This window comes from Citrobacter sp. Res13-Sevr-PEB04-36 (assembly GCF_015672735.1).
GTDB lineage: Bacteria > Pseudomonadota > Gammaproteobacteria > Enterobacterales > Enterobacteriaceae > Citrobacter.
Map to the genome: position 1 here is coordinate 1 of NZ_JADABY010000046.1, position 21,510 is coordinate 21,510.

Here is a 21,510-nt window from a genome sequence, read left to right on the forward strand (position 1 = left end):
GACTTCATCAGGGTTATGTCAGACAGTGAAGTTTATCAGGATGACCATGTACCCGAAGGAGCGAGGCCGAACCGCTGGCAGAGCCGGATCTGTAGCTACCGGAGCATCACCACCATAAAACCTGTTTATTCCCTGCAACGTCATCTCGACGTGTGGCATGTGGGAGCATCGGCAAAAAATGCGCTTCACTGTAAGGTTATGAGAAGTGCGATCCGTCGCTGCCTGGTGTAGGCTTTGCGTTCATTGTTGGACTATCGCGGTAAGAACTTGAAACCACCGCCGACGATTGGCTAAACTCTCATTTCACCGAGTAACCATTCGTGACAAGTGTCAAAGTAGTGAACTATGGTAGAACGCCTCAGCATGTTAGTAAGCACTACTGCGTAACATGCTGGCAGAGCAGCATTTTAGAATGCTTGCTCCACAAGGGGAGATTCTGGAGCGGGCGAAGGGAATCGAACCCTCGTATAGAGCTTGGGAAGCTCTCGTTCTACCATTGAACTACGCCCGCATTGAAGTGCGTAAGGGATTATAAACCTTACACACTTCCTGGCAAGGGGCTGATCGACTGACTGGCGATTAATTCACCGTCAGCATTTTGGCTTGCTGCCCTGCGGCGGCAGATAGCGCTGCGGATCGATAGCCGTTGCACGATAGCGGATCTGGAAATGCAGGCGTACTGAAGCCGCATCAGAACTGCCCATGGTGGCAATTTTCTGCCCTGCTTTCACTGTTTGCCCGTTGTTGACCAACAGTGTGTCGTTATGGGCGTAGGCGGTAATATAATCTTCACCATGTTTGATCATCACGAGGTTGCCGTAGCCACGCAGCTGATTGCCGACATAGACCACCTTCCCGGCTCCAGCCGCATAAACAGGTGTGCCGCGCGCGGCAGAGATATCAATCCCCTTGTTGCCACCTTCCGCCGTGGAGTATGGCAGTATCACCTTCCCACTCGCTGGCCACTGCCAACAGCGTTGCCCTACCGGCGGCCAGGATGACTGCGGCACAGAAGAAGACGGTCTGACTGCTGCCGTTTTGGTGGAGGATTTCGATTTAGATTTTGTTTTCGCCGATGCCGTGCTGGTCTTTGCGCCACCGCTGACCTTAAGCTTTTGCCCGACTTCAATGGTATAGGGGGGAGAAATGTTGTTCAGGCGCGCGATCTCTTTGACGCTGGTCCCTGTCGCACGTGAAATACCATACAGTGTATCTCCCCGCTTAACAGTATAGGTAGAACCAGAACTGGAATCAGATGAGCTTGAACATCCCGCGACGATCAGGCTGCTCAGCAACATTATTGTGATAACAAAGCGTTTTCTCATCAGGCGTCCTGCACTCAAAACAATTCCTCGCAACATTTTAAGACGCTTTATCATAGCAGCCAGATGCCGGATGCCAAATCATATCGCGACGCGAATCGTCTGTTCAGGCATTTCACACCGACGGATAATCAATCCGTCACAATTAGGCATATAATAGTGACGCTCAAGATTAATGGTGAACGCGATGCGACAGGAACATGTCATTTTATTGAATGAGCAGGACCAGCCCTGCGGAACACTGGAAAAATATGCGGCGCATACCGCCACAACGCCCCTGCACTCTGCCTTTTCGTGCTGGCTATTTAACGACCAGGGCCAACTGTTGGTGACTCGGCGTTCGCTACACAAAAAAGCCTGGCCAGGCGTCTGGACTAACTCGGTCTGCGGCCATCCGCAGTCCGGTGAAAACACTACTGACGCTATTATCCGTCGCGCTCGCTTCGAACTGGGTGTGGAGGTTGCCGAACTCACGCCCGTGTATCCTGATTTTCGTTACCGCGCCGCAGATCCCAGTGGAATTGTGGAAAACGAAGTTTGCCCGGTCTATGCCGCACAAGTTATCAGTGCGCTACGGTCAAACGCGGATGAAGTAATGGATGAGCAGTGGAGTGAACTTGAGGATGTCTTACGTGCGCTGGATGCCACGCCTTGGGCCTTCAGCCCGTGGATGGTAATGCAGGTTTCAAACGATAAGGCGCGAGAATTACTGCGCGAGTTTGCCAACCGTAATTGATAGCCGGATGGCAACGCGAAAGCGTTTTATCCGGCCTACAAATCATGCATCTCGTAGGCCGGAAAAGCGTGGCGCGATCCGGCATTTCACATCTTATTTAACCGGACGCATCGCCGGGAACAGGATCACGTCGCGGATGGTATGGCTGTTGGTGAACAGCATAACCATACGGTCGATACCAATCCCCAGACCGGCTGTCGGCGGCAGACCGTGTTCCAGAGCGGTAACATAGTCTTCGTCGTAGAACATCGCTTCGTCATCGCCCGCATCTTTGGCGTTAACCTGATCCTGGAAACGCTGCGCCTGATCTTCTGCATCGTTCAGCTCGCTGAAACCGTTACCGATTTCACGTCCACCGATGAAGAATTCGAAACGGTCAGTGATTTCCGGGTTGTCATCGTTACGACGCGCCAGCGGAGAGACTTCTGCCGGATACTCGGTAATGAAGGTCGGCTGAATCAGGTGCGCTTCCGCCACTTCTTCAAAGATCTCTGTCACGATACGGCCCAGACCCCAGCTCTTCTCAACCTTGATGCCGATAGATTCAGCAATCGCTTTAGCAGAGTCGAAGTTATCCAGATCCGCCATGTTGGTTTCCGGACGGTATTTCTGAATGGCTTCACGCATGGTCAGTTTTTCGAACGGTTTACCAAAGTCGAAGACTTCTTCGCCGTAAGGCACTTCGGTGGTTCCCAGAACGTCCTGCGCCAGCGTGCGGAACAGCGATTCGGTCAGTTCGATCAGATCTTTGTAGTCCGCATAAGCCATATAGAGTTCCATCATGGTGAACTCTGGGTTATGACGAACCGAGATGCCTTCGTTACGGAAGTTACGGTTAATTTCGAACACGCGTTCGAAGCCGCCAACCACCAGACGCTTGAGGTACAGTTCCGGCGCGATACGCAGGTACATGTCCAGATCCAACGCGTTATGATGGGTGATGAACGGGCGTGCGGCGGCACCGCCTGGGATCACCTGCATCATCGGGGTTTCCACTTCCATAAAGCCACGGCCAACCATGAACTGACGGATACCCGCCATGATCTGTGAGCGCACTTTAAAGGTGTTGCGCGATTCATCGTTAGAGATGAGATCCAGGTAGCGCTGACGGTAACGCGCTTCCTGATCCTGCAGGCCATGGAATTTGTCCGGCAGCGGACGCAGCGCTTTAGTCAGCAGACGCAGCTCAGTGCAATGGATGGACAGCTCGCCGGTTTTGGTCTTAAACAACTTACCTTTCGCGCCGAGGATATCGCCCAGATCCCATTTTTTAAACTGCTCGTTGTAAATGCCTTCCGGCAGATCGTCACGCGCAACGTACAGCTGAATACGGCCGCCAACGTCCTGCAGGGTAACGAATGAGGCTTTACCCATGATGCGGCGGGTCATCATACGTCCGGCAACGGATACCTCAATGTTCAGCGCTTCCAGCTCTTCGTTTTCTTTCGCGTCGAAGTCAGCGTGCAGTTGGTCTGAGGTGTGATCGCGACGGAAATCGTTCGGGAACGGGATCCCCTGCTCGCGCAGATTAGCCAGCTTCTCACGGCGCGTTTTCAGTTCATTGTTAAGGTCGGCTACCGCGTCAGCGCCCTGTGCGTGTTGTTCAGACATGTTGGTTCCTCATAACCCTGCTTTCAAACTTGCTTCGATAAATTGATCCAGGCTGCCATCCAGCACCGCCTGCGTGTTACGGGTTTCAACCCCAGTACGCAGATCTTTAATGCGGGAGTCATCGAGGACATAAGAACGAATCTGGCTACCCCAGCCGATGTCGGACTTGGTGTCTTCCATCGCCTGCTTCTCGGCATTCTTCTTCTGCATCTCCAGTTCATAAAGCTTCGCTTTCATCTGCTTCATGGCCTGGTCTTTGTTCTTGTGCTGGGAACGGTCGTTCTGGCACTGTGTCACTAATCCGCTTGGAATGTGAGTAATACGCACCGCAGATTCCGTACGGTTAACGTGCTGACCGCCCGCACCCGAGGCACGGTAAACATCGATGCGCAGGTCTGCCGGGTTGATTTCGATATCAATGTCATCGTCAACTTCCGGGTAGACAAACGCAGAGCTGAACGACGTATGGCGGCGGCCGCCTGAGTCAAACGGACTCTTACGTACCAGGCGGTGTACGCCGGTTTCAGTACGCAGCCAGCCGTAAGCATATTCGCCAGCGATTCTGATGGTCACGGATTTAATACCCGCCACTTCACCTTCAGATTCTTCAATAATTTCAGTCTTAAAGCCGCGGGCTTCAGCCCAACGCAGATACATGCGCATCAGCATGCTGGCCCAGTCCTGTGCTTCGGTGCCACCAGAACCGGCCTGAATATCGAGATAGCAATCTGCGCTGTCATATTCACCGGAGAACATACGACGGAACTCCAGTTGCGCCAGCTTTTCTTCCAGCGTATCGAGTTCGGCAACGGCTTCGTTAAAGGTTTCTTCGTCGTCGGCTTCTACAGCCAGTTCCAACAGGCCGGAGACATCTTCCAGGCCCTGGCTCATTTGGTCGAGCGTGTCGACAATGGCCTCAAGGGAGGAGCGTTCTTTGCCCAGCGCCTGTGCGCGTTCGGGTTCGTTCCAGACGTCCGGCTGTTCCAGCTCGGCGTTTACTTCTTCCAGACGCTCTTTCTTGGCATCATAGTCAAAGATACCCCCTAAGAACGTCAGAGCGTTCCGTGAGGTCCTGAATGCGGTTATTTACCGGATTAATTTCAAACATGGTCTGTTTTCTTTTATTGGACGAGTCAAAATGCGGTTATAAGAGCGGGATTGTAACCAATCCACGCTCTTTTTTATAGAGATAGTGACGCTAAAGTGGCCAGATATTATCGATAATAATTTGCAATGAGCGGTTGCCACGGAACTCGTTAATATCCAGCTTGTAGGCCAGCGTGACTTCACGTACGCCGTTATCCGGCCAGATAGCGGTATCGACATTAAACGCAATACCGTCCAGCAGCGGTCCGCCGTCGACGGGCTCAACCATCACCTTCAGATGACGCTCGCCAACCAGACGCTGCTGAAGCAGGCGAAAGCGCCCGTCAAACAGCGGCTCCGGGAACATTTGTCCCCACGGCCCGGCATCACGCAGCATTTGTGCGACCTCCATGGTCATCTCCGCCGCGCTTAGCGGGCCATCGGAGACCACTTCACCCTGCAGTAAGGCGGGGTCGAGCCACTCGGTCACCAGCTCGCCAAAACGCTGCTGGAAGCACTCAAACTGCGCCTCTTCCAGCGATAATCCTGCCGCCATGGCGTGGCCGCCGAACTTAAGGATCATGCCTGGGTAAAGGGTATCCAGTCGCTCCAGCGCATCTCGCATGTGCAGGCCCTGAATCGAACGCCCCGACCCTTTAAGGGTGCCGTCTCCAGCCGGTGCAAAGGCGATCACCGGACGGTGAAAACGCTCTTTAATGCGTGAGGCCAGGATCCCTACCACGCCCTGATGCCACTCGGGATGATACATCGCCAGTCCGCCAGGCAGCGTCTCGCTGCTGCGCTCAAGCTTCTCGCACAGGGTCAGCGCTTCCGTCTGCATGCCCTGCTCTATCTCTTTCCGCGTCTGGTTGAGCGCATCCAGTTCACTGGCAAGCACCCGCGCATCGCCAATGTTGTCGCACAGCAACAGCGCCACGCCAACGGACATATCATCCAGGCGGCCTGCCGCATTCAGGCGTGGCCCCAGCGCAAAGCCTAAATCGCTGGCGGCCAATTTTTGCGGGTCGCGATTCGAAATCTCAAGCAGCGCTTTAATACCCGGGCGACATTTCCCCGCGCGAATACGGCTCAAGCCTTGCCACGTCAGGATGCGGTTATTGGCGTCCAGCGGGACGACATCGGCCACCGTACCTAGCGCAACCAGATCAAGCAAATCCGCAAGGTTTGGCGGGGTGATACCGCGCTCATCAAACCAGCCCTTATCACGAAGAAAAGTACGCAGCGCCAACATCAGATAAAAAGCTACGCCGACGCCCGCCAGTGATTTCGACGGGAACGTACAGTCGTGCAGATTAGGATTGATAATCGCCACTGCGCCCGGCAGAGTATCTCCAGGCAGGTGGTGATCGGTAACCACGACTGGGATCCCCAGCGTTCTGGCATGCTCAACGCCGGCATGGGAAGAGATGCCGTTGTCAACGGTGACGATCAGCTCAGCGCCCCGGGCATGTGCCTGATCCACCACTTCCGGGCTCAAGCCATAGCCATCTTCAAAACGGTTAGGCACCAGATAGTCAATGTTGCTACAACCTAACGCACGCATCGCCAGAATGCTCAGCGCCGTGCTGGTTGCGCCATCGGCGTCAAAATCCCCCACCACGATAATGCGGGTGCCGTCACGAAAGGCGCTATAGAGGATCTCAACCGCCTTTTCGACACCGCTCAATTGCTGCCACGGCAACATACCTTTGACGCTACGCTCAAGCTCCAGCGCACTGCGCACACCGCGACTGGCGTACAAACGACGCAGCAGTGGCGGTAAATCTGCAGGAAGGTCGACCGTTTCGTCGGCTTCACGACGACGAAGTTGTATCAGTTGTTTCACGCGAATTATTTACCGCTGGTCTGTTTTTGGTGTGCGTCGAGGAACGCTTTCATCTCTTTCGGCCCCTGGTAGCCCGGAACAACATAGCCGTTGCTCAGGACGATCGCTGGCGTGCCACTCACACCAAACTGCACGCCCAGCGCGTAGTGGTCAGCAATATCCACATCACAGGTCGCCGGTTTCACACTTTTACCCGCCATGGCATCATCAAACGCTTTGTTTTTGTCTGACGCACACCAGATGGACTTCATATCTTGCTCGGCCTGGCTTTCCAGTCCCTGACGAGGGAAGGCCAAATATCGTACAGTAATCCCCAGCGCGTTGTAGTCTTTCATCTCTTCGTGCAACTTGTGACAGTAGCCACAGGTGATGTCGGTGAAAATGGTAATAACGTGTTTTTCCTGCGGCGCTTTGTAGATGATCATCTCTTTTTCCAGCGCGTTCAGCTGCTTCATCAGCAGTTGATTGGTGACGTTCACCGGACTTGCGCCGCTCACGTCATACATCGGTCCCTGAATAATGTGCTTACCGTCTTCAGTCACGTACAGCACACCACTGTTGGTCAGTACGGTTTTCATTCCCGCAATCGGAGCAGGTTGGATTTCGGTGCTTTGCACGCCCAGCTTCGTCAATGACTGACGAATCGCCGCGTCGTCTGCCTGCACCATGCCTGAAAACGCCGTCGCCAGCAGGGTGAGCATCATAAAACTTTTCTTCATAACCTATCCTTTCCTGTCAGCACTCACGCACGCGGGTGATGCTGTTGATGTAATTGACGCAAGCGCTCCGTTGCGACATGAGTATAAATTTGTGTGGTAGAGAGATCGCTATGACCAAGCAGCATCTGCACCACACGCAAATCAGCGCCATGGTTAAGCAAATGCGTGGCAAAAGCATGCCGCAGTACGTGCGGCGACAGCTTCTCGCTGTCGATTCCCGCTAACACAGCATAGTGTTTAATTCGATGCCAGAAGGTCTGGCGTGTCATCTGCTGCGCACGCTGGCTAGGAAACAGCACATCAATTGAGACGCCATTGAGCAACCATGGTCGTCCGTGTTCCAGGTATGTTTCCACCCAGTACACGGCCTCTTCACCCAACGGTACCAGCCTCTCTTTATTACCTTTACCAATGACCCGCACAACACCCTGACGCAGACTGATATCACTCATCGTCAGCCCCACCAGCTCAGAAACACGCAAACCAGTAGCGTATAATACTTCGAGCATGGCTTTGTCACGGAGTTCCAGCGGCTGGTCAATCAGCGGGGCCTGCAGCAAGCGCTCGACCTGCGCCTCACTGAGATCTTTTGGCAGACGCTGCGGTAGCTTAGGTGAAGCCAGCGACGCGCTGGGATCATCATCACGAAATTTCTCACGGTATAGATGCTGAAAAAAACGCCGTGTTGCACTAAGCAAGCGCGCGGAACTGGTAGCTTTATACCCACCATCCATCCGCTCGGCCAGCAGTGCTTGCAGGTCATCGCTCTGTACCGTCGCCAGAGAAACACTGCGATGGTGTAGCCATTCAACAAGCATGGTCAGATCGCGACGATATGCACTTAACGTGTTTTCCGCCAGATTGCGCTCCAGCCACAGGGCATCAAGAAATTGCTCGATGCGCGCCAGATCTTGTTCCACTCGCGCCCCTTATTTCATTCTCATTTTTGATGCATTATGCCTCATTGTGCCGTGATTGCGGGGATTCTGATACACTACGCGCAACGCTACAGCAGAATTGAGACGTTTAGTAATGAACATGGGTCTTTTTTACGGTTCCAGCACGTGCTACACCGAGATGGCAGCAGAGAAAATCCGCGATATTCTTGGTCCCGAGCTGGTGACATTACACAACCTCAAGGATGATTCCCCGACCTTAATGGAGCAGTACGACGTGCTCATTTTAGGTATCCCGACCTGGGATTTCGGTGAAATTCAGGAGGACTGGGAAGCCGTCTGGGATCAGCTGGATAACCTCAACCTGGAAGGCAAAATTGTTGCTCTTTACGGCATGGGCGATCAGTTGGGCTACGGCGAATGGTTCCTGGATGCGCTGGGGATGCTGCACGACAAACTGGTCACTAAAGGGGTGAAGTTTGTCGGTTACTGGCCAACAGAAGGCTATGAATTTACCAGCGATAAACCTGTTATTGCCGATGGGCAACTGTTTGTCGGCCTTGCGCTGGATGAAACCAACCAGTACGACCTTAGTGATGAACGCATTCAGACATGGTGCGAGCAAATTCTCGGCGAAATGGCCGAACACTGGTCCTGATCGCCTGCTGACTGACGGTAAAGGTCTGCAACCTTACCGTCAGGCTATTTCTGCATCGACGGTTGTAATATCAACCGACGCAAATCCCGCCACTCGGCATCATCCATACTGTCCGCTGCCAGCCACAGATGCTGATGTTTTCCTGTACCTGACCGCAAACGCAACATCATGCCCGTTTTCATCATCCAGGGCGCGCTAACAATAGTCCACTCTTGTCCTTGCCAACGCAGGCGACCATCCATCAATAGTCTAATCTCGCCCTGACACGCGTTGATACGGCGCTGACTGCGCACGCAATCGAACACTACCAGAGAGAGCAAAATCAACCATAAAGGGGTGTAACTCAGTGGCCAGGGCATCAATAAAATAAGCACCGCCACCAACCCATGAATGAGCAGCGAAATCCACTGTGCGCGCCAGGAGACGCGTAAATCAGATTGCCACTGGACCACGTTCCCGATTCCGTGTCTGGATAAGCCGTACCATTTGCTCCAGCTGTGCATCAGCCGGCTTCCCGTGATTCATCAACCAGTTAAATAAATCGGGGTCATCACACTCCAGCAAACGGATGAAGATGCGTTTTTCGTCATCACTTAAGTTGTCATATTCATGTTCGAAAAACGGCATGATTGAAATGTCCAGCTCACGCATACCGCGACGGCATGCCCAATGAATACGTGCTTTGTTGTTAATATCCATGTTCTTCTTCCTGTCTCGCGAAAACGAAGTACCCGGCTATTGTAACGTGTTTTTCACACTCTTTTGCGGGAATATCAGTAAACGGAAGCGCGATCGCTAAATAAAACCACATTAAGTCAAAGGGTTCATCAATTGTGGATGTCTCCTCGCAAAGCTTAAAATATGGCACAATCAGGATGTTTAAACCGCTTGCAATAGGCCATAGCTCTTTTACCATTAGTCACTATTACTGCGTTAAGCAAATCAGGACATTATTATGGCTTTTACATCTTTTCCTCCTCGTCAGCCTTGTGCGTCAACGCGTTTGCCTCTGACGCTGATAACGCTTGATGATTGGGCGCTCGCGACCATTACCGGCACCGACAGTGAGAAGTATATTCAGGGCCAGGTTACTGCTGATATCAGTCAGTTGACCGAGCATCAGCATGTGCTGGCTGCCCATTGCGACGCCAAAGGCAAAATGTGGAGCAACCTGCGCCTCTTCCGCCAGAATGACGGCTTTGCGTGGCTTGAACGCCGTAGTCTGCGCGATGCCCAGCTTACCGAACTGAAAAAATATGCCGTCTTCTCAAAGGTGGTGATTGCCCCTGACGACGAGCGCGTGCTGTTGGGCGTTGCCGGATTCCAGGCGCGTGCTGCGCTGGACAATCTCTTTAGCGAACTGCCAACCCGCGATAAGCAGGTGATTACCGAAGGTGCGTCCACAATATTGTGGTTCGAACACCCCGCTGAACGCTTCCTGTTGATTACTGATACTGCCACGGCGGAAACGCTGGTAGAAAAACTGCGTGGTGAAGCGGAGTTGAACAACAGCCAACAGTGGCTGGCACTGGATATCGAAGCCGGGATCGCCGTCATTGATTCCGCCAACAGCGGGCAGTTCATTCCACAGGCCACCAACTTGCAGGCCCTGGGCGGAATCAGCTTCAAAAAAGGCTGCTATACCGGTCAGGAAATGGTCGCCCGAGCAAAATTCCGCGGTGCCAACAAACGTGCGCTGTGGTCACTGGCAGGTTCTGCCAGCCGGTTACCGGAAGCAGGTGAAGACCTGGAACTGAAAATGGGAGAAAACTGGCGCCGAACCGGCACCGTACTTGCTGCAGTACAACTGGCGGACGGTCAGGTACTGGTGCAGGTGGTGATGAATAACGACATGGAAGCCGACAGCGTATTCCGCGTTCGCGACGACGCAAAAACGCTGCATATTGTACCGCTGCCGTATTCGCTGGAAGAGTAAATGACTCATGCCTGATGGCGCTACGCTTACCAGGGCTACAGGGTATTATCTTGTAGGACTGGTAAAGTGTCAGCCGCCATCCGGCATCAAGAATTACGCCTGCCCAACATAAAGATAGATGGCCAGAAAATGGCACACGCTGCCGCCCAGCACAAATCCATGCCAGATTGCATGGTTGTAAGGGATACGCTTGCAGACGTAGAAAATGACGCCCAGTGAATAAACTACACCGCCGACCGCCAGCAACGTTACGCCCCCAGCCGCCAGCTTAATCGCCAGTTGATACACCACAATCAATGACAGCCAGCCCATGGTCAGGTAGGTCACCAGTGACAAAACCTTAAAGCGGTGGGCAATGGTCAGTTTGAACAGAATACCGAGCAGCGCCAGACTCCAAATCACCACCATCAACCCACGCGCCAATGGTGAATCCAGCCCTACCAACAGAAATGGCGTATAGGTCCCGGCAATCAGCAGGTAAATAGCGCAATGGTCGAATTTTTTCAGCCAAATTTTCGCACGCTGATGAGGGATCGCGTGATACAAAGTCGAAGCGAGAAACAGCAAGATCATGCTGCCGCCATACAGGCTATAGCTGGTAATGGCCATAGCACTGGCATTGGTATCCACAGCCTGAACCAGTAACAACACCAGTCCGACTATACCAAACACCAGCCCGATACCGTGGCTGATGCTGTTGGCGATTTCCTCTGCCAGCGAATATCCCTGCACGATTAATGGCTTCTGAACCATAGCTTACTCCAAAAAACGAACACTTTCGTGATTGCGCTTCTAGCGTAACTGAGAATGGTTCCAGTGAACACCTGTTAGCCAAAATAAATATCAAAAAATACATAACCCATAAAAATCATATAATTATATTTTATTTTTCAGCTAACAAGCGTACCGATCACGTCAAAGACATTTAAAATCAATCACATAAAATTGCATCTGATTTGGATAGATCTCAGTAATCACGCGTTTAAGCTCGACGAGGGTCATATTTTCCTGCTGAGCATGTTTTTCGCTCAGCGTATCCAATGTCACGGTTGAGGTGCCTACCACTTCGATAGTGCAGAAGTAGCCGTCATCTTCGAAGCGTCCAACCCGTAGAATGTCACCGGTTTTGAAGTGGGATTCAGACTCATCGCGAATAGTGATGGTCTTGCGTCCGGCCAGAATGTCATCCTGGAAACGCTGAAAAAAAGTGATGTCATTTGGCTGCATGTTATTATTCCCTGTAGATGAAGTCTGATGAGTGAGTTTTGCCATTGTGAGTATGTTCTCCCACGCCGCCATCGCCAGTCTCAACAATCTAGAGATGTTGGTCTACAACTATGTCATCAAGAACCGTGACAAAGTCATGTATATGACTATTCGCGAACTGGCTGACGCCGTAGGGGTTTCGACCACCACCGTGCTACGCTTTTGCCGCAAGCTTAGCTGTGAGGGCTACTCTGAGTTTCGTATACGCTTTAAATTATATTTAGAGCAGAATGAACCGCAACAGGCTAATTTTGGTGCCAGCGAAATAATCAGCTTCTTTAAGGGCGTGAATAACGACGAGTTCGATACATTACTCGATCAGGCTGTTGATATTATATTGTCTTCCGAACGAATTATATTCGTCGGTGCGGGCACATCCGGATCTTTGGCTAAATACGGTGCACGTTTTTTCTCAAACGTCGGAAAATTCAGTAACCATATTGATGATCCTTATTTCCCGGTTACCAACGATATGGCCCGTAACGCGCTGGCGATTGTCCTTTCCGTCTCTGGTGAAACCGAGGAGATCTTACGTTTCGCCAGCCAGTTCAGTCTCCACAACTGCAAAGTATTGTCGGTTACCAGCCATGAGCACTCACGTCTGGCGAAGTTGGCTGACTTTAACCTCTCCTGGCATGTGCCGCAAACCCGCATTGCGGGGAGGTATGATATAACCACGCAAATCCCCGTAATTTATATTCTGGAATCATTGGGTCGCAAACTGGCGAAAAGATTGACATAAAAAACAAACTGTTTTTTTGATGTAACAAATCACATTAAGCCTATTTTGTTATATCGTGACATTTACCTTTCCTTTGTTAGACTCAAAATCAAATGGCATTAATTTGAGACTGAGCGCAAATGAAAAAACTGAGTTTACCGAAAGATTTTTTATGGGGCGGCGCGGTTGCGGCGCATCAGGTTGAAGGTGCCTGGAATAAAGGCGGCAAAGGGCCCAGTATCTGTGACGTGTTGACTGGCGGCGCGCACGGTGTTCCGCGCGAAATCACCCAGAGCGTCATTCCAGGCAAATACTACCCGAACCACGAAGCCGTCGATTTTTATGGTCATTACAAAGAAGACATAAAGCTGTTTGCTGAGATGGGCTTCAAATGCTTCCGTACGTCTATCGCCTGGACCCGAATCTTCCCGCAAGGTGACGAAACTCAGCCAAATGAAGAAGGGTTGAAGTTTTACGACGACATGTTCGATGAGCTACTCAAGTACAACATTGAGCCGGTCATTACCCTCTCCCACTTCGAAATGCCGCTGCACCTGGTACAGCAGTACGGTAGCTGGACCAATCGTAAAGTGGTCGACTTCTTCGTTCGTTTTGCCGAAGTGGTCTTTGAGCGCTACAAGCACAAGGTCAAATATTGGATGACCTTTAATGAGATCAACAACCAGCGTAACTGGCGTGCGCCGCTGTTTGGCTATTGCTGTTCCGGCGTGGTGTACACCGAGCATGAAAATCCGGAAGAAACTCTGTATCAGGTGCTGCATCACCAGTTTGTTGCCAGCGCGCTGGCGGTGAAAGCGGCGCGGCGCATTAATCCCGAAATGAAAGTCGGTTGCATGCTGGCGATGGTGCCGCTGTACCCCTTCTCCTGTAAACCAGAGGATATGATGTTTGCGCAGGAATCGATGCGTGAACGCTACGTCTTCACCGACGTTCAGCTACGCGGTTATTACCCCTCTTATGTACTGAACGAATGGGAACGTCGTGAATTCAATATTAAAATGGAAGCTGGCGACGAACAGATCCTGCGTGAAGGCACCTGCGACTACCTGGGCTTCAGCTACTACATGACCAACGCCGTGAAAGCGGAAGGTGGCAGCGGTGACGCGATTTCCGGCTTCGAAGGCAGCGTCCCCAACCCACACGTTAAAGCCTCCGACTGGGGCTGGCAGATAGATCCCGTCGGCCTGCGCTATGCCTTATGTGAGCTGTACGAACGCTATCAGAAGCCGCTGTTTATCGTTGAAAACGGCTTTGGTGCGTACGACAAAGTAGAAGAAGATGGCAGCATCAACGATGACTATCGCATCGACTACCTACGCGCCCACATCGAAGAGATGATGAAAGCAGTAACGTACGATGGCGTAGATTTGATGGGCTACACACCGTGGGGCTGCATTGACTGCGTGTCGTTCACCACCGGTCAGTACAGCAAACGCTACGGTTTTATCTATGTGAACAAACACGACGACGGCACCGGAGATATGTCGCGTTCACGCAAGAAAAGCTTCAACTGGTACAAAGAGGTGATCGCCAGCAACGGCGAAAATCTGTGATTTTTGCCGGATGGCGGCGTAAACGCCTTATCCGGCCTACACGTTAATTTCCCGTAGGCCGATAAGCGATGCGCCATCCGGCAATCAACGCGCTACTTCCCACCCGCCAGCTCCAGAAAACTGCCCGTTACGTAAGATGCCTTCTCACTCAGTAGCCAGGTGATAGCCTGCGCACCTCTTCCGGCTGCCCGCCACGCTGCATCGGTAACATCGACTTTACGCGATCAACCCGTCCGGGCTCCCCACCAGACGCATGCATGTCGGTGTAGATTAGGCCAGGACGCACGCCGTTCACACGGATACCTTGCGCCGCCACCTCCAGCGCTAACCCCGTCGTCAACGTATCTACCGCCCCTTTCGACGCTGCATAGTCGATATATTCAAACGGTGCGCCCAGCCGCGATGCCGCCGAGGAGACGTTAACAATCGCCCCGCCCCTACCGCCATGCTTCAACGACATCCGCTTAACCGCTTCCCGACAACACAGGAAATAGCCGGTAACGTTGGTTGCCAGTACGCGGTTGATGCGTTCGGCAGTAAAGTTTTCTACCGTGCTCTGCTCGAACAAAATCCCGGCATTGTTCACCAGCGCAGCCAGTGGTTCACCTTCCCGATCGATAGCCTCAAACATTGCCACAACCTGGCTTTCATCGCTGATATCTGCCCGCAGGGCAAATGCTTTGCCGCCTGCTGTCGCAATGTGATTCACCACCTCGGTTGCCGCACGAATATTGTGATGGAAGTTAACCGCAACCGTGTAGCCTTCTTCTGCCAGCTGTAGCGCGGTTGCGCGCCCAATACCGCGACTACCGCCAGTTACCAGTACTATTGCCATAACATTTCTCCCCAAAAAATAAAGGCGCCGAAGCGCCTTTAAAGGTTAGTTGAATAAGCTAGTTACTGGTATTCACTCATCGGCACGCAAGAGCAGAACAGATTACGGTCACCGTAAACGTCATCAAGACGTTTCACCGTTGGCCAGTATTTATTTGCCACGCCAGCCGGGAAGACCGCAATTTCACGGCTGTAACCGTGATTCCACTCCGCCACCAGCTCGTTCTGGGTGTGCGGCGCGTTAACCAGCGGGTTATCTTCCAGCGGCCACTCGCCTGCTTTCACACGATCGATCTCTGCGCGGATTGCCAGCATCGCATCGATAAAACGATCCAATTCCACTTTACCTTCAGATTCCGTAGGCTCCACCATCAGCGTACCCGCTACCGGGAACGACATGGTTGGCGCATGGAAACCGTAGTCGATCAGGCGCTTGGCAATATCCAGCTCGCTGATACCGGTCTCTTCCTTCAGTGGACGAATGTCGAGAATACACTCGTGCGCCACGCGACCATCACGACCGGTATACAGAACCGGGTAGGCATCTTTCAGACGGCTGGCAATGTAGTTGGCATTCAGAATTGCCACCTGGCTTGCCTGCTTCAGACCTTCAGCGCCCATCATGCGGATGTACATCCAGCTGATCGGCAGAATGGAGGCGCTACCGAACGGTGCGGCAGATACCGCACCCTGACGAGTGAGCATGCCTTCAATCTGTACCACACTGTGACCCGGCACGAACGGTGCGAGGTGCGATTTAACACCGATCGGCCCCATACCCGGACCGCCGCCGCCGTGCGGAATGCAGAAGGTTTTATGCAGGTTGAGGTGTGATACATCCGCGCCGATAAAGCCCGGCGTGGTGATACCGACCTGAGCGTTCATGTTCGCGCCATCGAGGTAAACCTGGCCGCCAAACTGATGCACGACTTCGCATACTTCACGGATCGTTTCTTCGTACACGCCGTGGGTGGATGGATAGGTCACCATAATGCAGGATAGGTTTTCACCCGCCTGCGCCGCTTTTTCGCGCAGATCGCCAAGATCTATGTTGCCGTTCTTATCACAGGCCACCACCACCACCTGCATACCCGCCATTTGGGCGGAAGCCGGGTTGGTACCGTGAGCAGAGGCCGGGATCAGGCAGATATCGCGATGACCATCGTTACGGCTTTCGTGATAGTGACGAATCGCCAGCAGGCCTGCATATTCACCCTGTGCGCCGGAGTTCGGCTGCATGCAGACAGCGTCATAACCGGTCAGTTTTACCAGCCACTCAGAAAGCTGACCAATCATCTGCTGATACCCTTCCGCCTGCTCTGGTGGGCAGAACGGGTGCAGTTCAGCAAATTCAGGCCAGGTGATTGGGATCATCTCGGCGGCCGCGTTCAGCTTCATGGTGCAGGAACCCAGTGGGATCATTGCCTGATTCAGCGCCAGATCTTTACGTTCCAGCGAGTGCATGTAGCGCATCATCTCGGTTTCGCTGTGGTAGCGATTGAACACCGGATGACTCAGGATCGCATCATCACGCAGCATGCTGTCCTGAATAGAACGGCTGTCGAGCGCCACGTCTTTATCCAGCGTGTCGATGTTCAGGCCGTGGCTGTCGCCCAGCAGTACATTAAACAACTGCACCACATTTTCACGGGTGGTGGTTTCGTCGAGCGTAATGCCTACGGCGTTATGAATATCGCTGCGCAGGTTGATTTCTGCCGCTTCGGCACGCGCCAGCACGGCCGCTTTATCAGCGACTTCGACACACAGGGTGTCAAAGTAATGCGCATGACGCAGCTTCAACCCTTTCTGTTGCAGACCCGCGGCCAGAATATCGGTCAGGCGGTGGATGCGGTTCGCAATACGCTTCAGTCCGACTGGACCGTGGTAAACGGCATACAGGCTGGCGATGTTTGCCAGCAGTACCTGCGAGGTACAAATATTGGAGTTCGCTTTCTCACGGCGAATATGCTGCTCGCGAGTCTGCATCGCCATGCGCAATGCGGTATTACCTGCGGCATCTTTGGAGACGCCGATAATACGGCCTGGCATGGAGCGTTTGAATTCGTCTTTGGCTGCAAAGAATGCCGCGTGCGGACCGCCGTAACCCATCGGTACGCCAAAGCGCTGAGCGGAGCCGAAAACAATGTCCGCGCCCTGTTTGCCCGGGGCAGTCAGCAGAACCAGCGCCATAAAATCGGCCGCTACGCTGACCACCACTTTACGCGCTTTCAGTTCAGCAATCAGCGTGCTGTAGTCGTGAACTTCACCGGTAGTGCCCACTTGTTGCAGCAGCACCCCGAAGACATCCTGGTGATCCAGCGCTTTTGCTGCGTCGTCAACGATGACATCAAAGCCGAAGGTTTCCGCACGGGTACGGACAACATCCAGCGTTTGCGGATGAACATCAGACGCCACAAAGAAGCGGTTGGCGTTTTTCAGTTTACTGACGCGTTTTGCCATCGCCATGGCTTCGGCAGCCGCGGTGGCTTCATCCAGCAGAGAAGCGGAAGCCATATCCAGACCGGTCAGATCCAACGTCACCTGCTGGAAGTTAAGCAGTGCTTCCAGACGGCCCTGGGAGACTTCTGGTTGATACGGCGTATATGCGGTGTACCAACCCGGGTTTTCCAGCATATTACGCAGGATAACCGGCGGTAACTGCACGGAGGTATAACCCATGCCAATGTAGGACGTGAAGCGCTTGTTACGCCCGGCGATGGCTTTTAACTCTGCCAGCGCAGCGTATTCGGTCGCAGCAGTACCCACCTGTGGCGGGGTTGCGAGCTGAATGTCTTTCGGCACAATCTGGCCGATCAGCGCGTTTAACGACTCGGCGCCAACCGCATTCAGCATTTCTTGCTGCTGCGCGGCGTCCGGTCCGATATGGCGTTCAATGAAAGCGCCGCTGTTTTCAAGCTGGCTTAACGTCTGTGTCATGGGCGATGGTTCCTGAAACGTGCAGTGAATCGTGATTGTCTCTAACTCAATTGCCCGGTGGCGCTGACGCTTACCGGGCCTACATAAAACCGTAGGCCGGATAAACGCAGTGCCATCCGGCACAATCTTATTCGTCTTCCAGTAATGCCTCGTACGCAGTGGCATCCAGCAGTGATTCGATTTCGCTTTCGTCGCTGGCTTTGATCTTGAAGATCCAGCCGCCGGTGTACGGCTCGCTGTTCACCAGTTCCGGGGAATCGCTGAGCGCGTCATTCACCGCCACAATCTCACCGCCCACTGGCGCATAGATATCGGAGGCCGCTTTTACAGATTCCGCAACCGCGCAGTCATCGCCCGCGCTGACGGTGGCACCCACTTCTGGCAGGTCAACGAACACCATGTCACCCAGCAGTTCCTGAGCGTGTTCGGTGATCCCAACGGTGTAAGAGCCGTCAGCTTCTTTGCGCAGCCATTCGTGTTCTTTACTGTATTTCAGTTCTGCTGGTACGTTGCTCATCAATCAATCTCCAAAAAGGATGAATCACGCGACGGCTTTGCCGTTACGCACAAAAACAGGTTTAGTCACTTTTACCGGCATTTCACGGTTACGGATCTGCACGATTGCCGTCTCGCCGATACCTGCAGGTACGCGCGCCAGTGCAATGCTGTAGCCGAGCGTAGGAGAGAACGTACCGCTGGTGATAATGCCTTCCTGCAGGTTGCCCTGGGCATCAGTAAAGCGCACCGGCAGTTCATTACGCAGAACACCTTTCTCGGTCATTACCAGGCCCACCAACTGCTCGTGGCCTTTTTCACGCTGCATTTCCAGCGCTTCGCGACCAATAAAGTCGCGGTCAGCCGGTTCCCACGCGATGGTCCAGCCCATATTGGCGGCCAGTGGAGAAATACCCTCGTCCATTTCCTGGCTGTACAGGTTCATACCAGCTTCCAGACGGAGCGTATCGCGCGCGCCCAGACCACATGGCTGTACGCCTGCATCGACCAGCGCACGCCAGAAATCCGCGGCTTTTTCATTTGGCAGGGCGATTTCATAGCCCGCTTCGCCGGTATAGCCAGTGGTGGCGATAAACAAATCACCAGCCTGCACACCAAAGAACGGCTTCATACCTTCTACCGCATGACGCTGTTCTTCAGTAAACAGCGTGGCGGCTTTAGCCTGAGCATTCGGTCCCTGCACCGCAATCATCGACAGGTCATCACGAACGGTAATGTCGATGGCGTAAGGTTCAGCGTGTTGGGTTATCCAGGAGAGGTCTTTTTCGCGGGTGGCGGAGTTAACAACGAGGCGGAAGAAATCTTCAGTGAAGTAGTAGACGATCAGGTCATCTATCACGCCGCCTGACGCGTTGAGCATACCGGAGTAAAGAGCTTTGCCGGTTTTCGTTAGCTTCGCGACGTCGTTTGCCAGCAGATAACGCAAGAACTCCCGGGTGCGACTGCCGCGCAGGTCGACGATGGTCATGTGCGACACATCAAACATTCCGGCGTCAGTGCGAACAGCGTGGTGCTCGTCGAGCTGAGAACCGTAGTGAAGAGGCATCATCCAGCCATGGAAATCAACCATGCGCGCGCCGCATAGCGTGTGTTGTTCGTACAAAGGAGTCTGTTGAGCCATCTTTTCCTCGTTGAATAAGCGGGGCTATCAACTCTTTCGCGGTGACATCTTCACCACGAAACCCAGCACCGCAGCCGCTCCGGGGGCTGCGACGCAAACGTTCTCTTTGCCTTGAACTTACCACCGAAACAGACGCTTAACCATAAGGCAAAATTAACCATCACATTAGCTTATGGCTAAAAATAGCCAGATCGCCTACAGAATAAAAAACCAATTCGTGACCACGAAATTAGAATAATAGATAAACATGACGAAACACATCGCATAAAATCAATATTAAATGTGGAAAAAATGTCAAAAATGGCATTATAAGAAAATAGTAATATTAAAAAAACTAATGCGAAAAGAGGCGTGAAATTAGATTATTTCAAATGAGAGAAGCATCCCGGCGCGCAGGCCGGGAGAGGAAAGTGTGACGGGTCTCAAACTCTTAAAATTGTCCTGACGGACGTTAGCGCAACCACTCAGGAAGATCGTTTAATCCCATCGCCTGACGGATGAGTTGTGGTTTTACGCCTGGCAGGGTATCGGCCAGTTTCAGACCAATATCACGCAGCAGTTTCTTCGCCGGATTCGCGCCGGCAAACAGCTCGCGGAACCCCTGCATACCGGCCAGCATCACCGCCGCACTGTGCTTACGGCTACGCTCGTAACGACGCAGATAGAGGTACTGACCGATGTCTTTCCCCTGGCGTTGCAGACGTTTGAGCTCATCAATCAGCTCCGCAGCATCCATAAAACCGAGGTTAACCCCCTGTCCTGCCAGCGGATGGATGGTATGTGCCGCATCACCGACCAGCGCCAGGCGATGCGCGGCAAACTGGCGGGCATAGCGCCCCGTCAGCGGAAACACCTGACGTTCACTCTCTACACAACATAACCCCAGGCGATTATCAAAGGCGATATTCAGCGCCTGGTTAAACTCATCAGCGCTTGCCTGCTGCATACGTTCGGCTTCTTGCGGCGAGAGAGACCAGACGATAGAGCACAAATGCGGATCGCTGAGCGGTAAGAACGCCAGAATGCCTTCACCATGGAACGCCTGGCGAGCAACTGCACCGTGAGCATCCTCGGTACAAATGGTTGCCACCAGCGCATGATGGCGATAATCCCAGAAGGTCAGCGGGATATCCGCTTTGTTACGCAACCAGGAGTTCGCGCCGTCCGCGCCGATGACCAAGCGCGCGGTCAGCATAGAGCCGTCCTTCAGGGTCAGAAAAGCCTCGTTCTCCCCCCAGGCCACCTGCTGCAGTTCTGCCGGAGCCATTAGCGTAATATCCGCCGACTGCTGCGCCTTTTGCCACAGCGCGTAGTGGACCACCGAATTTTCAACGATGTGTCCTAAATGGCTGTAGCCCATGCTTTGGTCATCAAATTCGATGCGCCCAAAGCTGTCTTTGTCCCAGACTTCCATCCCGTGGTAGCAGCAAGCCCGGCGGGCAACAATGTCTGACCATACGCCAAGACGGGTCAGCAGTTTTTCGCTGGCGGCGTTAATGGCCGACACGCGAAGCTGAGGAGGTGCATCCGCCGCCAGAGGCTGCGGAACATGTTGTTCTAATACGGCAACGCGTAACCCGGAGCCCTGCAAGCCGCAGGCAACCGCCAGTCCCACCATGCCGCCACCAACAATTGCTACATCAACACTTTGCACTGTTTGCTCCTGAAAACGGGACTATCAAATACCGTAGGCCGGATCAGGCGAAGCCGCCATCCGGCATGATTGCCATTG

Annotated in this window: 20 protein-coding genes, 1 tRNA gene and 1 pseudogene; 6 read left to right on the forward strand and 16 right to left on the reverse strand. The window is 53.1% G+C overall.

The window, feature by feature from the left end; translation table 11 throughout:
- Positions 1-231, forward strand: a 231-nt coding sequence (locus IMQ48_RS23075) for a hypothetical protein (protein WP_230326421.1), incomplete at its 5' end; no start/stop codon positions are given.
- Between the two features lie 206 nt (positions 232-437).
- On the opposite strand, the gene IMQ48_RS14605 is transcribed toward IMQ48_RS23075, so the two are convergent.
- Together IMQ48_RS14605 and actS are read right to left on the reverse strand one after the other, a co-directional pair.
- Positions 438-511 (reverse strand) — tRNA-Gly (locus tag IMQ48_RS14605).
- A gap of 79 nt (positions 512-590) precedes the next feature.
- Positions 591-1,349: an amidase activator ActS gene (gene actS / locus IMQ48_RS14610; RefSeq protein ID WP_196209681.1), complete on the reverse strand. Its 759-nt coding sequence runs from the start codon at positions 1,347-1,349 to the stop codon at positions 591-593.
- 160 nt (positions 1,350-1,509) lie between these two features.
- Between actS and idi the strand changes: the two genes are divergently transcribed.
- On the forward strand, positions 1,510-2,058 hold the full coding sequence (gene idi / locus IMQ48_RS14615) for an isopentenyl-diphosphate Delta-isomerase (protein WP_196209614.1): 549 nt from the start codon (positions 1,510-1,512) through the stop codon (positions 2,056-2,058).
- 93 nt (positions 2,059-2,151) lie between these two features.
- Here the strand turns inward: idi and lysS are convergent, their stop codons facing one another.
- From lysS to xerD, 5 genes are all read right to left on the reverse strand, one after another.
- Complete coding sequence (gene lysS / locus IMQ48_RS14620) at positions 2,152-3,669, reverse strand: lysine--tRNA ligase (RefSeq protein WP_096755805.1); 1,518 nt, start codon at positions 3,667-3,669, stop codon at positions 2,152-2,154.
- A gap of 9 nt (positions 3,670-3,678) precedes the next feature.
- Positions 3,679-4,777 (reverse strand): peptide chain release factor 2 gene (gene prfB, locus IMQ48_RS14625; RefSeq protein ID WP_196209615.1). Its coding sequence is split into 2 segments (ribosomal slippage): positions 3,679-4,701 and positions 4,703-4,777, totalling 1,098 coding nucleotides; the frame shifts between segments, so codons are not numbered across the junction.
- A gap of 90 nt (positions 4,778-4,867) precedes the next feature.
- Positions 4,868-6,601, reverse strand: a complete 1,734-nt coding sequence (recJ, locus tag IMQ48_RS14630) for a single-stranded-DNA-specific exonuclease RecJ (protein ID WP_196209616.1) — start codon at positions 6,599-6,601, stop codon at positions 4,868-4,870.
- 5 nt (positions 6,602-6,606) lie between these two features.
- Positions 6,607-7,320 carry a bifunctional protein-disulfide isomerase/oxidoreductase DsbC gene (gene dsbC, locus IMQ48_RS14635; protein ID WP_181617792.1) on the reverse strand — a complete coding sequence of 238 codons (714 nt, stop codon included), beginning with the start codon at positions 7,318-7,320 and terminating at the stop codon, positions 6,607-6,609.
- 23 nt (positions 7,321-7,343) lie between these two features.
- Positions 7,344-8,240: a site-specific tyrosine recombinase XerD gene (gene xerD / locus IMQ48_RS14640; RefSeq protein ID WP_196209617.1), complete on the reverse strand. Its 897-nt coding sequence runs from the start codon at positions 8,238-8,240 to the stop codon at positions 7,344-7,346.
- Positions 8,241-8,352: 112 nt separating this feature from the next.
- On the opposite strand from xerD, the gene fldB reads away from it, so the two are divergent.
- Positions 8,353-8,874 carry a flavodoxin FldB gene (fldB, locus tag IMQ48_RS14645; RefSeq protein WP_196209618.1) on the forward strand — a complete coding sequence of 174 codons (522 nt, stop codon included), beginning with the start codon at positions 8,353-8,355 and terminating at the stop codon, positions 8,872-8,874.
- A gap of 44 nt (positions 8,875-8,918) precedes the next feature.
- Here fldB and IMQ48_RS14650 read toward each other — a convergent pair whose 3' ends face one another.
- On the reverse strand, positions 8,919-9,326 hold the full coding sequence (locus tag IMQ48_RS14650) for a protein YgfX (protein WP_196209619.1): 408 nt from the start codon (positions 9,324-9,326) through the stop codon (positions 8,919-8,921).
- Positions 9,307-9,573, reverse strand: a complete 267-nt coding sequence (sdhE, locus tag IMQ48_RS14655; protein ID WP_096755798.1) for an FAD assembly factor SdhE — start codon at positions 9,571-9,573, stop codon at positions 9,307-9,309. Before sdhE ends, IMQ48_RS14650 begins: the two co-directional genes overlap by 20 nt.
- 256 nt (positions 9,574-9,829) lie before the next feature.
- On the opposite strand from sdhE, the gene ygfZ reads away from it, so the two are divergent.
- Complete coding sequence (ygfZ, locus tag IMQ48_RS14660; protein WP_196209620.1) at positions 9,830-10,810, forward strand: tRNA-modifying protein YgfZ; 981 nt, start codon at positions 9,830-9,832, stop codon at positions 10,808-10,810.
- Between the two features lie 93 nt (positions 10,811-10,903).
- On the opposite strand, the gene IMQ48_RS14665 is transcribed toward ygfZ, so the two are convergent.
- Together IMQ48_RS14665 and yqfB are read right to left on the reverse strand one after the other, a co-directional pair.
- Positions 10,904-11,563: a hemolysin III family protein gene (locus IMQ48_RS14665; protein WP_196209621.1), complete on the reverse strand. Its 660-nt coding sequence runs from the start codon at positions 11,561-11,563 to the stop codon at positions 10,904-10,906.
- 162 nt (positions 11,564-11,725) lie between these two features.
- Positions 11,726-12,037 (reverse strand): N(4)-acetylcytidine aminohydrolase, encoded by a 312-nt coding sequence (gene yqfB / locus IMQ48_RS14670; protein ID WP_196209622.1) that lies wholly within the window; start codon positions 12,035-12,037, stop codon positions 11,726-11,728.
- A gap of 52 nt (positions 12,038-12,089) precedes the next feature.
- Here yqfB and IMQ48_RS14675 point away from each other — a divergent pair, with 52 nt between their 5' ends.
- Both IMQ48_RS14675 and bglA read left to right on the forward strand, forming a co-directional pair.
- Positions 12,090-12,818, forward strand: coding sequence for a MurR/RpiR family transcriptional regulator (locus IMQ48_RS14675; RefSeq protein WP_196209682.1), 729 nt, complete (start codon positions 12,090-12,092; stop codon positions 12,816-12,818).
- 119 nt (positions 12,819-12,937) lie between these two features.
- Positions 12,938-14,371, forward strand: a complete 1,434-nt coding sequence (gene bglA, locus IMQ48_RS14680; RefSeq protein WP_196209623.1) for a 6-phospho-beta-glucosidase BglA — start codon at positions 12,938-12,940, stop codon at positions 14,369-14,371.
- A gap of 92 nt (positions 14,372-14,463) precedes the next feature.
- Here the strand turns inward: bglA and IMQ48_RS14685 are convergent.
- The 5 genes and pseudogenes from IMQ48_RS14685 to ubiI form a co-directional block, all read right to left on the reverse strand.
- A pseudogene (locus IMQ48_RS14685) lies at positions 14,464-15,206 on the reverse strand (SDR family oxidoreductase).
- A 62-nt stretch (positions 15,207-15,268) separates the two neighbouring features.
- Entirely contained in the window at positions 15,269-18,142 is a 2,874-nt protein-coding gene (gene gcvP, locus IMQ48_RS14690) for an aminomethyl-transferring glycine dehydrogenase (RefSeq protein ID WP_196209624.1), read from the reverse strand.
- A gap of 127 nt (positions 18,143-18,269) precedes the next feature.
- Positions 18,270-18,659, reverse strand: coding sequence for a glycine cleavage system protein GcvH (gene gcvH, locus IMQ48_RS14695; RefSeq protein ID WP_045447282.1), 390 nt, complete (start codon positions 18,657-18,659; stop codon positions 18,270-18,272).
- 24 nt (positions 18,660-18,683) lie between these two features.
- Positions 18,684-19,778, reverse strand: a complete 1,095-nt coding sequence (gcvT, locus tag IMQ48_RS14700; protein ID WP_196209625.1) for a glycine cleavage system aminomethyltransferase GcvT — start codon at positions 19,776-19,778, stop codon at positions 18,684-18,686.
- A gap of 451 nt (positions 19,779-20,229) precedes the next feature.
- Positions 20,230-21,432 (reverse strand): FAD-dependent 2-octaprenylphenol hydroxylase, encoded by a 1,203-nt coding sequence (gene ubiI / locus IMQ48_RS14705; RefSeq protein ID WP_196209626.1) that lies wholly within the window; start codon positions 21,430-21,432, stop codon positions 20,230-20,232.
- Positions 21,433-21,510: the final 78 nt, after the last annotated feature.